Source organism: Streptomyces sp. NBC_01341, from assembly GCF_035946055.1.
Taxonomy (GTDB): domain Bacteria; phylum Actinomycetota; class Actinomycetes; order Streptomycetales; family Streptomycetaceae; genus Streptomyces.
This window is the reverse complement of record NZ_CP108364.1, coordinates 6450663-6464470: the sequence shown is the minus strand read 5'-3', so window position 1 is coordinate 6464470 and position 13808 is coordinate 6450663. Positions and strand designations below refer to the sequence as shown.

Sequence of the window (13808 nt, the reverse complement as noted above, 5' to 3'; positions counted from 1 at the left end):
ACGCGTCGCATCCGACCATCCCGTGGGGGGATCACATGTCTTTTCCGCCGCCACCGAACCAGGAACCGCATCAGCCTCCGCAGGGGAACCCTCCGCCGACGGAGCAGCAGTACCGGCCGTGGCCGGACCCGGCGTGGGGAGCACCGCCACCCAGAAAATCCAGCACGGGACTGATCGTCACCCTGTCCGTCGTGGGCGGCCTGGTCGGACTCCTGCTGATCGCGGGCGTGGTGGCCGCGACCTTGGGGAGCATGTCCCACTCGTCCGCGGAGCGGAGGAAGCCCGCGGCCACGCCGCCCGGGAGCAGCGCCCCGGCCGAACCGGCACCGCCCGCGGAGGCTTCCACGGACCCGGCGGCGGAGGAGAGCAGCCCCGAGGCGGACGTGACGCTGTCCACCTGCGAGATCGATTCGCTGACACAGTGGCCGTCAGTCGTCGTGAACATCACCAACGGCACCGCCGAACCGGCGAGTTACATCGTCTCCGTGGAGTTCGTGAACCGCTCCGGGACCCGCGTCGCCGAGGGCATCGCCTCGACGAGTGCGCTCGCACCGGGGCGGACGTCGAAGCAGAAGGCCCAGGGCGTGGGTGAGGTGCCCGCCGGCACGAAGTGCAAGGTGTCGCACGTGTCGAGATTCCCGGACGGCGGGTGACAACGGGGCCGAGCCCGCATCACTGAACGTCGACCGCCCCGGCAAGCGCCACTGACGCCCCGCCACTCCACCGAGTGGCGGGGCGTCAGCGATTCCACGCCCCGGACACGGACCTGGAATTTCACGGCCACCCGAAGACCCCCGACATCGATTAGGTTAGGCTTACCTAAGTATCTGCCAGTGCCCCGCTCGTCCCTCTGGAGAATCTGGATGCGTCCTTTCACGTCACGCGTCGCGCAGCCGACCCCCGCCGAACGCGTACTGTCGATCCTGACCTCAGCGCACTCGATGACGGTGGTGAGCGACGGGCTCGACCCCGTCGAGGTGCACCGCCTCGACGGCACGAGCGCGATGGGGCACATCCACCTCCACGAACCCGCCGAAGCCGGCCACACGGGCCCTGGCGCACGGATCCCGGTCCGCCTGGAGTTCACCGACGTCGCCGCCACCCCCGTACGGGACCGCATCCGCGCCCGTGTCACCGTGACCGGACTCCTGTCGGCCCCGTACAGGGGTGACGCCTCGGAAAGCACGTGCATGGAGTTCGGCCAGGCCCTGCTCGAGGAACACAGGGGCCGGTCGTTCGTCACGCTGGACGCGCTGCAGGCCACCGAACCGGATCCGGTCTCCGGCAGTGAGGCGGCGATGCTGACCCACCTCGTCGACGACCACGGGGAACTCGTCCCCCTACTCCTGCGCCTCGCACAGCCCCAGCCCGCGAAGGGCGTGACGCGCGCACTCCCGCTGGCCCTGGACCGGTACGGCGTCACCCTGCGCCTGGAGTACCCGGGTACCCACCGCGATGTACGCCTGCCGTTCGCGAAGCCCGTGACCCGGCTCGATCAGGCCGGACCGCAGATCCACGCCCTGCTCGCCGCGGCCCGCCGCGCCTCCCACCACAACCGGCTGCTCACCTGACCGCGAGGCTCACCGCCCGCGGCCCGCCGGGACGGCGCTCCCGGCGGGGACGCCGGCCACCCCGTGCCGCCTCTTCGCCGCCGGCCCTTCACAGTGCGTGTTCGGGTCACCCCGCGGGAACGGCCACGCACCCGTCGGGGAGCGTGGCCGTGACCGGAGCAACTGGCGTGACCGCCCTGACCGCTCAGTAGGCCGAGTCGACGTTGTCGATCGAACCGTACTTGTCGGCGGCGTAGTTGGCGGCGGCGGTGATGTTGGCGACCGGGTCGGTCAGGTCCCGCTCGGTGCCGTCGACGTGGTAGGCGTCGAAGGTCGGCTTGATCACCTGCAACAGGCCCTTGGACGGCGTGCCGTTCTGCGCGTTGACGTCCCAGCCGTTGGACGCCTCGGGGTCACCACCGGACTCACGCATGATGTTTCGGTGCAGACCCTCGTAGCTGCCCGGGATCCCCTCGGCCTTCATGATCTTGAGGGCCTTGTGGATCCAGCGGTCCAGCTTGTCCGGGTCGGTGGCCTTCTTGGCGGCCTTCTCCGCTACGGCGTGTGCCTGCACGGCGACACCGGCGGCGGCCGGCGCGGACACGCTCTGCGAGACCGGCTCGGAGGCCTGCGCGGGGGACGGGACGAGGGTCACGGCCGCTGCTGCGGCTCCGGCGGCGCACAACCCGGCAACCGAGAACTTGCGGATGCGGACGGCGGAGGTCGGGGTCTGAGCGGACGTACGGATAGAACACACTCCTTGCGATGACAACAGGGGGACCAGGGGGCCTGCGGACTGACCGGAAAGGCGCGCCGCATACGGAACACGCGGGGCTCGACCGGTCCGGAGCGTCGGCGCCCCGGCCTCGCTCCATGGTTAGCGGCACATCGGCGGGGCGGCAATGACCGGTGTTACTACCCGCCTGCGTACCCCCGGACGCCGGGTCACGGGTCCGGGCGCACGGGCACGCGGCGGGAGACCCTACTATCCGTCCTCGTATGCGATCCGGGCCCTATGTCCTGATTCACAGAGGGCGCCTTCCGCGAGCGGCCCCGGGACCGGGTCCCACCGCTGTACGGCGCGGTGCCGGCCGGGGAGGTGAGCGGACCGCGCCGCACCGGGCGGCCGCCGGCGCACGGTTCCCCCGGGCCGATCGCATCGCCCTCGTCGCCCGCGCTCTTCGCCCGCCCTGGCACAAGGCTCGGCTACGGCGAGGCGCCTCTCACCGCGCTCCGTGGGCAGACGAGAAGCCCTGCACGGGGTTACTCGGGTTGCGCGTCAGCATCGTCGCTCCCAGCAAGGTCAGCGTGTGGATCACGGAGTTGCCGTCACGGTGGCTGGTGATGAGCCCGGCGTCTCGCAGGGCCGTGGTGTGATGCGTCGCGGTGGCGGGAGAGACACCGGCCCGCCGCGCGGCTTCGGTGGTGGTCGCCCCGGCGGCGGCGGCCTGCAGGACGGCGGCGCGGGCCCGGCCCAGCAGTACCTGGAGGGACGACGGACCGGCGCTCCCGGTCGCGGTCCTGGCCGGTCCGGTGGGCACCTCGTGGTGCAAGGAGTAGATGAGCACGGGAGGTAACCCCGGATCCGCGAGGGAGATCGGTCCCTTCCAGCAGAAGTACGACGGAATGAGCAGCAGCCCGCGGCCTTCGAGCCGGATGTCGTTCTCGGTCGGATACGAGCGGACCTCGAGGCGCGGGTGCTTCCACCGCACCGCTGGGCCGATCCCCTCCAGCAGGCCCTCCGTGCCCCCGTCGAGCAGATGACGTGCCAGTCGGATCCGCTCGGTGTGCAGGCTTTCGTGCACCCACCGCTCATGGGGCGCGATGACGGCCCGGTGGTAGGCGCGCAGGATGTCCACCAATTCACCGCGCGCCTCCCGCTCCGTCAGCCGGCCGAGCTGGGCGGGCACCCGTACGACCCGGGCGAGCGCCGCGAGTTCCGCCGCGACCTGGTCCGGTGGCGTGGCGAGGATGGCCTCCAGTCCGGCTTCCAGTCCCGCCGTGCCTTCCAGCGGGGTGAGGAAGTCGGGGAAGTAGGCCGCGCGCGGGAAGAGGGGCAGCAGGACCCGTCGCACCGCCCCCTCGAGCCCCGCTTCCCGGAGCCGCTCGCGCGCGGGGTGGTACCAGTGCGCGTACGCCCAGCGGCCCGAGGGTGTCTGGAAGCGATGCAGGCTGGAAGCGATCTCCCACAGGGGATGCGGTGCCGCTGCGACCCGGGTCCTGGCCAGGTCCTCGGCCGAGAAGTGGAAGCGAAGCACTGCATCACCCTTTCCACCTGCGTCATTTCATCTCGTTCGAATGAGCATGACAGCCGGGGGCGCAGGCCGGAGCATGAACTCGCCTCGTCGCACCGGTCCCCACCGCACCACTCGCCGCTCAGGCCTCTTTCCGCTGCTCCCGCACGACCTCGAACCGAGGGGAAGTCCGATGGCAAGCCACCACGGTCCGGGCCTCGGCCTTCCTTCCCACCCCCGCGAACCTGACCCGCACAACGAAAAGGAGAATTCGGATGACTCGAACCCGGAGAACCGCCGTGCTCGCCGCCGCGGCCGCGCTCCTGGCCGGGGGCGCCACGACGCCCGCCCTCGCACAGCCCGCGGCGGCAGCGGCCTCCTGCTACGACGGTGCGAAGTCGCTCACCTATCGCTACTCCGCCTCGGCCGTGGAGTTCGGCACCTACACCGCGAGCTCGCGGTGCTCCGACATCAACATCAAGCTCAACACGTCGGCGCCCGGTGTGTATCTGGACGCCTGTGTCGTCTTCGTCGACCACACCTCGCTGTGCAATCACGGCAACACCTACTCGACCTTCGGCCCCCAGTGGGCCACCGTCGCCACCGACGTCAAGGACGGCACCCGCTTCAAGCTGCGTGTGCACGCCTACGACACCGACGCGCAGGTCGTGCCGTTCCAGTTCGCGTACTGACACGGCTCCCTCACCAGCCCCCACTCCCCCACACCCCAAGGAGCACCGATGACCTCTTCTCCGAACCGCCGCACGATCCTGCGGGGCACCTTCGTCGCCACCGTGGGTGCCTTCGCGGGCCCACTGCTCCTGTCGGGCACCGCGCACGCCTACAACTGGACGCGGACCATGAACCAGGGTGCCAATGGCGCCGACGTGACGGAACTGCAGATCCGTGTCGCCGGGTGGGCCGCAGACTCGGCCTCGCACTCACGGGTGAGTATCGACGGTGACTTCGGCGCGGGAACAGCCGCGGCGGTCCGCAGATTCCAGGCGGCGTACGGCCTGTCCGTGGACGGCAGCGCAGGGCCTGCCACCCAGGCTCAGCTGAACGCCCTTGAGCAGTCGGACGGTTCGACGACTCACTTCAACTGGAGCGAGTTCACCGACCGTTCGAACGGCACCTTCAACGGCGGCAAGGTGAGCGCGGCCACCACCCGGGAGAACGCCCGCCGCGCCATGTACAAGTTGGAGGCTCTGCGCAAGAAGCTCGGCAACACCGCCATCACGGTCAACTCGGGCTTCCGCAGCATCGCCCACAACGCAGAGATCGGCGGGGCGAGCGACAGCATGCACCTGTACGGCACGGCGGCCGACCTCACCGTCCCCGGCGTCAGCAACCGCACGGTGTACCAGAAGGCGGAGACCTGCGGTTTCTCCGGTCTGGAGCGGTACACCGTCGATCACCAGCACGTGGACAGCCGCGCGGATCTCGGCCGGGCCTGGTGGTGGGAGAGCGGCACCATCTGAGGCGCGACGGCCCGCCCCCTCTGCTCGGCCGACGCGCGCCGCCCTGTCCGGGGACCCGTTCTGGGGACCCGTTCCGGGGACCCGGAACAGACCCCCGGGCGGCGCCTGAAGCGACCGGCCACGCCACCGCACAGCCGGGCTCTGCCACCGCGCGCCCGACGTCACCCCTTCCTCCGGAGGCACACCGATGCACCGCAGACCGCCGCGCATACCCCTGCGACGAGCCGCCCTGTCCGTCCTGGGCACCCTGGCCGTCCTGGCCACCGCTGTACAGCCCGCCGGCGCCACGCCGCGCACCGGGAGCACCGCGGCCCCGGATCCCGTCGGCCGTGCCTTCACCGAGGCGGCCGCGGAGTACGGCGTCCCGCGCGACCTCCTGGTCGCCCTCGGGTACGGAGAGACGCACCTCGACGGTCACGCGGGCAGGCCGAGCCAGGCCGGCGGCTACGGGGTGATGCACCTGGTGAGCAACCCGGACCGGCACACCCTGGAACTGGCGTCCCGGCTCACCGGCGAAGCACCGGTCGCCCTGCGTGAGGACACCGCGGCGAACATCCGCGGCGGAGCGGCCGTCCTGCGCTCCTACGCCGACGAGGCCGGCCTGGGCCGGGCCGATCGGCGCGACACCGACGCCTGGTACCCGCTGGTGGCACGGTACGGCGGCGCGGCAGATCCCTCCGGCGCGCGCCTCTACGCGGACACCGTCTACACCTTCCTGGCCGGGGGCGTGAAGGCCCGCACTCCCGAAGGCGAGGAACTGACCGTCCGCGCCCGCACCGTCGCCCCCGACCGCGGTCCGTACGAGAGCGCCGCGGTGACCGCGGCACAGAGCCCGGACTACCCGCCGGCCCTGTGGGTCGCGGCCAGCTCGGCGAACTACGCGGTCGGCCGGACGGCGTCCATCAGCAAGGTCGTGGTGCACGTCACGCAGGGCTCGTACGCGGGGACGCTCAGCTGGTTCCAGAACCCCTCGGCGCAGGTCAGCGCCCACTACGTCGTGCGCTCCTCGGACGGCCAGATCACACAGACGGTGCGCGACAAGGACACAGCCTGGCACGCCCGTTCGGGCAACGCGTCCGGCATCGGCATCGAGCACGAGGGGTACGTCGACAATCCGAGCTGGTTCACCGACTCGATGTACAGGTCCTCAGCGGCGCTCACCGCCTACCTGTGCAACCGGTACGGCATCCCCAAGGACCGCGCCCACGTCGTCGGCCACTCCGAAGTCCCGGGCAACGACCACACCGATCCGGGGCCGAACTGGAACTGGACGTACTACATGCAACTGGTGGGCGGCAGCACGGGCGGTGGCAGCGTCCAGTTGACCTTCCCGTCCTACGACACCCTGCGCGCCGGCTCGTCCGGGGCCCAGGTGTCCGCCGTGCAGTCGCTCCTCAACCAGCAGGGATACGACGCGGGCACGGTGGACGGCAGCTTCGGCTCGAAGACCACCACGGCCGTCACCTCCTTCCAGCGGGCGCGCGGGCTCAGCGCGGACGGGGTGGTGGGCGCGCGCAGCTGGACCGCGCTCCTCTCGGCCGGCACCACACCGGCGCTCAGCCAGGGCAGCACCGGCTCCGCGGTCCAGCGCCTGCAGAGGGCGCTCACGGCCGCCCTCGGCCGTACCGTCTCCGCGGACGGTGACTTCGGCTCGGGGACCCAGCAGGCGGTCCGTGACTACCAGAGCAGCCGGGCACTGGGCGTCGACGGCACGGTCGGTCCCGCTACCTGGACGGCTCTGCAGGCAGGGCGCTGAACCGCGGGCGGCCACGGGCCGCGCGCTGAACCACGGGGGACGGAGGGCGGCCACGGGCCGTTCGTCGTCTCCCGTGGTCGTGTTCCCGGGTACCTCCGGAGTCTCCGGATGCCGCAAGGTCTTGGGATGCCGCCGCCGGTCGCGTGGCGGCCCACGCCGCCGCCTCGATCCCCGGCCGAGCCCGCCGGAGCATCGCCCAAGCCGGGCTCTTCCCCTGCCCGGCGGTGTCGCATTTACGACGTCGTGCGGTGAAGTCGGTCAGGAAGCGTGCGGGCCACGACTCCAGGGAGGCGGTCACCCCCTCCCCCCTCGGCAACCCGTGACGCCTTTGGCGTCCCGCACTTCCGCCCCTCCGCCCACCGCTCCGCGCCGCGCCGCGGGGGCCGGGCCGGCGGCTTGCCGGGACCCGCCTCCGGGCACGGCCGAAACACATCGGTACCTCGACAAACATCGCGCGGGCGCGATCATCGCATCGAGTTAATGTCGGCGACTTCCCTTGGTCCGGGGGGTGACGTGGCCCGTAGTGTCTCCAGCGATCTGGACGGGTTCCCGGTCGACTACCCCGTTTCCCTCCTGATGCCCGGTGACGTCCTCATATGCGCTTCACCGCCCCGACCAAGGAGAGCGTGCCCGATGACTGTTGACTCGACCCCGGAAGCGGGACTGGATCTGCCCAGGCAGTCCAGTCTGGGCACGGCCGCTGCCCGTAACCTCGCCACCACGACCAAGTCCGCCCCGCAGATGCAGGAGATCTCCTCCCGCTGGCTGCTGCGCATGCTCCCCTGGGTGGAGACCCAGGGCGGTGCCTACCGGGTGAACCGCCGTCTGACGTACACCGTCGGCGACGGGAGCATCGACTTCGTCCAGGACGGAGCCGACGTCCGGGTGATTCCCCGCGAGCTCGGCGAACTCGCCCTGCTGCGTGGCTTCGACGACGTGGAGGTGCTGACCGCCCTCGCCGACCGCTGCGTCCAGCGCGACTTCGGCGTCGGCGAGACGCTGGTCGAGCGTGGCAGCCCCGCCGACAAGCTCCATCTGATCGCCCACGGCCGCATCAACCGGGCCTCGGCCGGCCAGTACGGCGACGAGGTGGCGCTGGACGTGCTCGCCGACGGCGACCGGTTCGGCGACAACGCCCTGCTGGACGAGGACGCCCGGTGGGAGCACACCGCCACCGCCGAGACCTCGGGCACACTGCTCACCCTGTCACGCACCGACTTCGCAGCCGTGCTGTCCACGGCACCGAGCCTGCGAGCCCATCTCGAAGAGTTCTCCGCGCTCTCCCGCCGGCGGCAGAACCATCGCGGCGAGGCGGAGATCGCGATGTCGGCCGGCCACCTGGGCGAGCACGAACTGCCGGGCGCCTTCGTCGACTACGAACTGAAGCCGCGCGAGTACGAACTCTCGGTCGCCCAGACCATCCTGCGGATCCACACCAGGGTCTCCGACCTCTACAACGGGCCGATGGACCAGACGAAGGAGCAACTCAGGCTCACCGTCGAGGCGCTGCGCGAGCGGCAGGAGCACGAGCTCATCAACAACAGGGAGTTCGGCCTGCTCCACAACGCCGACTTCAAGCAGCGCATCCAGCCGCACGCCGGTCCGCCGACTCCGGACGACATGGACGAACTGCTCTGCCGGCGCCGCGGCACCAAGTTCTTCCTCGCGCACCCCCGGACGATCGCGGCGATCGGACGCGGATTCAACTCGTACGGGATCTATCCGGACCACGTCGACCTCGGCGGCCAGCGGGTTCCCGCCTGGCGCGGGGTACCGATCCTCCCCTGCAACAAGATCCCCGTCACGCCGGAGAAGACCAGTTCGATCCTCGCCATGCGTACCGGCGAGGAGAACCAGGGCGTCATCGGTCTGCGCCAGACCGGGTTGCCCGACGAGTACGAACCGGGTCTGTCGGTCCGCTTCATGAGCCTCGACGAGAGGGCGATCACGTCCTACCTCGTCAGTACCTACTACTCCGCCGCCATCCTCGTGCCGGATGCGGTCGGCGTGCTGGAGAACGTGCAGATCGCCCACTGGCCCAGGTAGCGGACGCGGCCCCGGAGGGCCCGGCGCGACAACCCCGACCGTCTCGGGGCGCCCCGCCCCCCGGGGGCTTCGGAACCGCAGTCCACCCCACCTAGGCCAAGGAGTCATGGATGCCCGTGCCTGAGCTGCCACCGCCACGATCGAGCCTGCCGGAGTCCGCGTCCCGCTTCGGTGCGCACCTGCTCGCCTCCGCCGCGGCCCGCGCGTGCGACATCAGCGCCGCCACCGGCGGCCTGCCCGGCGCGCCTTCCGCACTCACCCCGTCCGCGATGTCCGCACCCTCTCCGGCCCCTCCCGGCACGCCCGCGGCGGAGGTTCCGGGCGACGGCCTGAGCCGGGTCCTGCGCGGCCCCAGTGGCCTGGGTACGGCGGGCCTGCGCCTGACCCTGCGGGGAGAAGTGCCGGTGTTGTCTGACCCGTCCACGGGCACGGTGGAGGGCACGCCGGTCCCGGGTCTGTACTACCACCCGGTGCCCGAACCCGATCCGGTGCGGGTGGAGGAGGTGAGCCGGAGGATCAAGGCCTGGGCCCTGGACGAGGTCAGCCTGTATCCCGACGACTGGGAGGAGGAGTTCGACGGGTTCTCCGTGGGCCGCTACATGGTCGGCTGCCATCCGGACGCCCCCACCGTCGACCACCTGATGCTCGCCACCCGTCTGATGGTGGCCGAGAACGCCGTGGACGACTGCTACTGCGAGGACCACGGCGGATCGCCGGTCGGCCTCGGCGAACGTCTTCTGCTGGCGCACACCGCCCTGGACCCGCTGTACACGACGGAGGAGTACCAGCCGCGGTGGGAGGAGTCCCTCCACGCGGACGCCCCCCGGCGCGCCTACCGCTCCGCCATGGAGTACTTCGTCCGAGCGGCGAGCCCGTCGCAGGCGGACCGGTTCCGGCACGACATGGCCCGGCTGCACATGGGGTACCTCGCCGAAGCGGCCTGGGCGCAGCTGGACCACGTCCCGGAGGTGTGGGAGTACCTGGCGATGCGCCAGTTCAACAACTTCCGCCCCTGCCCGACCATCACCGACACCGTCGGCGGCTACGAACTGCCGGCGGACCTGCACGCCCAGGCCGCCATGCAGAAGGTCATCGCTCTCGCGGGAAACGCGACGACGATCGTGAACGACCTGTACTCGTACACCAAGGAACTCGACGCTCCGGGTCAGCACCTGAACCTGCCCGTCGTGATCGCCGAGCGCGAGGGCATCTCCGAACAGGACGCCTACCTGAAGTCCGTCGAGGTCCACAACGACCTCATGCGCGCCTTCGAGACCGAGGCATCCGCCCTGGCCGGGGCCTGCCCCGCCCCGGCCGTGCAGCGCTTCCTACGGGGCGTCGCCGCATGGGTCGACGGCAACCACCACTGGCATCAGACCAATACCTACCGCTACAGCCTGCCCGACTTCTGGTAAGAGAAATGGACTCATCTGTGACCAGCACCGAACTCACCGCCGCCGCCACCTCCACCGCCCTGCGCATCCCCCGCCCGGCAACGCCCTACCAGGGGGACATCGCCCGCTACTGGGACGGGGAGGCCAGGCCCGTGAACCTGCGGCTCGGCGATGTGGACGGCCTCTACCACCACCACTACGGCATCGGTGACGTCGACCACGCGGCCCTCGGCGACGCCGAGGACAGCGCGAGCGAGAAGAAGCTGATCGCCGAGCTGCACCGACTGGAGTCGGCACAGGCCGATTACCTTCTCGGGCATCTCGGTGACATCGGGGGTGACGACACCCTGGTGGACGCCGGCTGCGGCCGTGGCGGCTCGATGGTGATGGCGCACCAGCGCTTCGGATGCAAGGTGGAAGGCGTGACGCTGTCGGCCAAGCAGGCCGACTTCGCCAACACCCGTGCACACGACCTCGGCGTCCAGGACCACGTCCGCGCCCGCGTCTGCAACATGCTCGCCACGCCGTTCGAGACCGGGTCGGCCGCCGCCTCGTGGAACAACGAGTCGAGCATGTACGTGGACCTGGACGACCTCTTCGCCGAACACTCCCGCATGCTCAAGGTCGGCGGCCGCTATGTGACCATCACCGGCTGCTGGAACCCGCGGTACGGCCAGCCCTCCAAGTGGGTCTCCCAGATCAACGCGCACTTCGAGTGCAACATCCACTCACGCCGCGAGTACATGCGCGCCATGGCCGACAACCGCCTCGTGCCGCAGGCCGTCATCGACCTCACCCCGGACACCCTGCCCTACTGGGAGTTGCGCGCCACCTCGTCCCTGGTCACGGGGATCGAGGACGCGTTCATCAACTCCTACAGGGACGGGTCCTTCCAGTACCTGCTCATCGCGGCGGACCGCGTCTGACCCGCCGGTCGGGGCCCGTCCGGGCGGAACGGGCCCCGACCGGGGGTGGGCCCGTCCGGGCGGACGGGCCCACCCCATGACCCGCGTGGTGGCGTCGTGCGCCCTCATCCGGACTTCGGCGGCTTGCGCACGTCGAAGGCGAAGACGGTGTTCTCGGTCGCGGTCACGATCACCGCACGCCCCGCGACGGTCACGCGCGGGCTCGCGCTCTGCTCACCCGTCAGACCGTCGGCCTGCGGATCTGTTGACCAGAGGGGCTTGCCACCGGACGGCGACAGGGCGACCACCCGCCCTGTGCCCGAGCTGAAATACAGTGCGTCGGCTCCCGCGGTGGGCCCCGAGGCACCCTCCACGCTCGTCTGCCTCGACCACTTCGTCCGGCCGGTCACGGGGTCGAGCGCTGCGACAAGACCGGTCTGCCCGCTCACGTAGACGGTCCCGCCCGCCATTCCGGGCGTCCCCGCGTACGTCTTGGCGAGCGGGGCGTATGTCACCTTCCGCGAGGACACATCGACCCGCGCCACCCCGTCGTAGCCGGCAGCCGCCGTTCCCTCCATGCGCACTTGGAGGAGTACGAGCCTGCCGTCGGCGACGCCCATCGGCACGGCAGGGCCGTCGACAGCAGTGGGCCGGCCCAGCGTCCCCGTGGCGCGGTCGAGCGTGTGCAGGGTGGGGCGGCGCACCTCGGAGTCGTCCAGCTCCGCATCCCTCGCGCACATCGCGAGAAGCTGCGGGCCCGCCGGGACGGGAGCGCACCGCATACCGGTGGGGAACGGCGTCGTCCAGCCGATCTCACCGCTGTGGGCGTCCCGGGCCTCGAAGCGGGAGTAGGAACCGTCGACCGTCACGACGGCGGAGCCGATCACCACGGCGTCCTGGGACCGGCCCGTGACGGCCGTCGACTGCGCACCGGACGGCACGGACCACAGCTCACGGCCGCTGTTCGCGTCGAGGGCCACCACCTCAGCGGGAGGGTCCTGCGGAGCGTCCTCGGCGGCGAAGCGGTAACCGAGCACCGTGTCATCGGTGGCACCCACCAGGTGCATGCCCTGGACGGGAACGCCCGGGCTCTTCGCCGTCCACACCCGCGAGCCGTCCTGGACTCTCATGCGCGTCGCGACGACACCTCCGCCGCCGCAGAACAGCGCGTCGCCACGCGCGACGCACCGCAGCTCGTCGGGGATGTCCTCCTGACCGCCCGGCACCGTCGTGCGCCACGGCTCGAAGCCCGCCGGGAGCACGGCGCTCGCCGCCGCGGCGCTCTCACCCTTGTCGTCGCCGAAGCCGCCCGTCTTCATCGCGGCGACTCCGCCGCCGATCGCCGCCACCGCGACCGCGGCGGCGAGCACAGGACGCCACCGGCGACCCAGGCGGCGGCCTAGGGGGACGGCGGTGCCGCCGCCGGCGGCGGCGGCGGTGTTCCCGGTGCCTTCGTTCCCGTTGCCTTCGTTCCCGTTGCCTTCGTTCCCGCTGACCGGATCCTCCGGGGCGGTGGTCGGCGCGGCCGGCGCCGGGGTGGCGTGGGTCGCAAGGTGATGCTGGGTGATCATGTCGCGGGTACGGCCGCTCACGTCCGCCCCGCACGAACCGGCTTCACCGAGGTCGGCGGGCAGGTCCCGCAGCAGCACGAGGAGTTCGTCCGCAGAGGGGCGCCCCTCTGGCTCCTTGTCCAGGCACGACTCCACGACCGTGCGCAGGGCCGCGGGCACAGCACCCAGTGACGGCTCCTCGTGGACGACTTGATAGGCCGTCATGTACGGGCTGTCCGCATCGAAGGGCCCGTGGCCGGTCGCCGAGTACACCAGCAGTGTCCCCAGCGAGAAGACGTCGGACCGTGGCCCCACACCGCGCGGCGCCTGCAACTGCTCGGGGGACATGAAGGGCGGGGTGCCGATGACCCGCCCTGTCATGGTCAGCGTCTGCTGGTCCGCGGCGCGCGAGATGCCGAAGTCGATGACGCGCGGGCCCTCGGGCGAGAGCACGACGTTCGAGGGCTTCAGATCGCGGTGGACGACCCCGACCCTGTGGATGTCCCGCAGTGCCTCCGCCAGCCCGATGGCCAGCTTCCTCAGCTCCGCTCCGTCCAACGGGCCCTTCGCAGCGATGCGCTGGGCGAGCGTGTCCCCCTCGATGTAGGTCGTGGCCATCCACGGCTGCTCGGCATCGGGAGCGGCATCGACCACGGCAGCGGTGAACGCACCGCTCACCCGCCTCGCCGCCTCCACCTCCTGCCGGAAGCGGATGCGGAACTCCTCGTCCCCCGCGAACTGCTGGTGGATCAGCTTGATCGCGACGGGCCGCCCAGAACTCGTACGGGCCAGAAAGACCGTGCCCATGCCGCCCGAACCGAGCCGCGCCTCAAGCGGATAGCCTCCGATCTCGGCTGGATCACCTCCGCGCAGCGACACTCTTCCCGACCTC

The 13808-nt window shown here is 71.0% G+C and carries 11 protein-coding genes; 8 read left to right on the top strand and 3 right to left on the bottom strand.

Features of this window, described 5'->3' with window-relative positions:
- Window positions 1-191 precede the first annotated feature (191 nt).
- A complete protein-coding gene (locus OG206_RS28520; RefSeq protein ID WP_327121087.1) occupies window positions 192-653 on the top strand; it encodes a hypothetical protein in 462 nt (153 codons plus the stop codon).
- Between the two features lie 210 nt (window positions 654-863).
- Window positions 864-1571 (top strand): DUF2470 domain-containing protein, encoded by a 708-nt coding sequence (locus OG206_RS28515; protein ID WP_327121086.1) that lies wholly within the window; start codon window positions 864-866, stop codon window positions 1569-1571.
- A gap of 184 nt (window positions 1572-1755) precedes the next feature.
- Here OG206_RS28515 and OG206_RS28510 read toward each other — a convergent pair whose 3' ends face one another.
- Window positions 1756-2298, bottom strand: a complete 543-nt coding sequence (locus tag OG206_RS28510; protein ID WP_442805966.1) for a transglycosylase SLT domain-containing protein — start codon at window positions 2296-2298, stop codon at window positions 1756-1758.
- 475 nt (window positions 2299-2773) lie between these two features.
- Window positions 2774-3808 carry an ArsR/SmtB family transcription factor gene (locus OG206_RS28505; protein WP_327121082.1) on the bottom strand — a complete coding sequence of 345 codons (1035 nt, stop codon included), beginning with the start codon at window positions 3806-3808 and terminating at the stop codon, window positions 2774-2776.
- Window positions 3809-4059: 251 nt separating this feature from the next.
- Between OG206_RS28505 and OG206_RS28500 the strand changes: the two genes are divergently transcribed.
- The 6 genes from OG206_RS28500 to OG206_RS28475 all read left to right on the top strand — a co-directional run bounded on the left by OG206_RS28500 (window position 4060) and on the right by OG206_RS28475 (window position 11387).
- A complete protein-coding gene (locus OG206_RS28500; protein ID WP_327121080.1) occupies window positions 4060-4476 on the top strand; it encodes a hypothetical protein in 417 nt (138 codons plus the stop codon).
- A 48-nt stretch (window positions 4477-4524) separates the two neighbouring features.
- Complete coding sequence (locus OG206_RS28495) at window positions 4525-5265, top strand: D-Ala-D-Ala carboxypeptidase family metallohydrolase (RefSeq protein WP_327121078.1); 741 nt, start codon at window positions 4525-4527, stop codon at window positions 5263-5265.
- Between the two features lie 187 nt (window positions 5266-5452).
- Complete coding sequence (locus OG206_RS28490; RefSeq protein WP_327121076.1) at window positions 5453-7021, top strand: N-acetylmuramoyl-L-alanine amidase; 1569 nt, start codon at window positions 5453-5455, stop codon at window positions 7019-7021.
- Window positions 7022-7654: 633 nt separating this feature from the next.
- Entirely contained in the window at window positions 7655-9067 is a 1413-nt protein-coding gene (locus OG206_RS28485; protein ID WP_327121074.1) for a family 2B encapsulin nanocompartment shell protein, read from the top strand.
- Between the two features lie 110 nt (window positions 9068-9177).
- Complete coding sequence (locus tag OG206_RS28480) at window positions 9178-10482, top strand: family 2 encapsulin nanocompartment cargo protein terpene cyclase (RefSeq protein WP_327121073.1); 1305 nt, start codon at window positions 9178-9180, stop codon at window positions 10480-10482.
- Window positions 10483-10499: 17 nt separating this feature from the next.
- On the top strand, window positions 10500-11387 hold the full coding sequence (locus OG206_RS28475) for a geranyl diphosphate 2-C-methyltransferase (RefSeq protein ID WP_327121071.1): 888 nt from the start codon (window positions 10500-10502) through the stop codon (window positions 11385-11387).
- A 104-nt stretch (window positions 11388-11491) separates the two neighbouring features.
- Here OG206_RS28475 and OG206_RS28470 read toward each other — a convergent pair whose 3' ends face one another.
- Window positions 11492-13795, bottom strand: coding sequence for a serine/threonine-protein kinase (locus OG206_RS28470; protein ID WP_327121069.1), 2304 nt, complete (start codon window positions 13793-13795; stop codon window positions 11492-11494).
- Between the last annotated feature and the right edge of the window lie 13 nt (window positions 13796-13808).

Excerpts from the sequence above, each read along its gene's own strand:
- OG206_RS28480 (WP_327121073.1), top strand. The coding sequence starts at position 9,178 with ATGCCCGTGCCTGAGCTGCCACCGCCACGATCGAGCCTGCCGGAGTCC.
- OG206_RS28495 (WP_327121078.1), top strand. The coding sequence starts at position 4,525 with ATGACCTCTTCTCCGAACCGCCGCACGATCCTGCGGGGCACCTTCGTC.
- OG206_RS28515 (WP_327121086.1), top strand. The coding sequence starts at position 864 with ATGCGTCCTTTCACGTCACGCGTCGCGCAGCCGACCCCCGCCGAACGC.
- OG206_RS28490 (WP_327121076.1), top strand. The coding sequence starts at position 5,453 with ATGCACCGCAGACCGCCGCGCATACCCCTGCGACGAGCCGCCCTGTCC.
- OG206_RS28485 (WP_327121074.1), top strand. The coding sequence starts at position 7,655 with ATGACTGTTGACTCGACCCCGGAAGCGGGACTGGATCTGCCCAGGCAG.
- OG206_RS28500 (WP_327121080.1), top strand. The coding sequence starts at position 4,060 with ATGACTCGAACCCGGAGAACCGCCGTGCTCGCCGCCGCGGCCGCGCTC.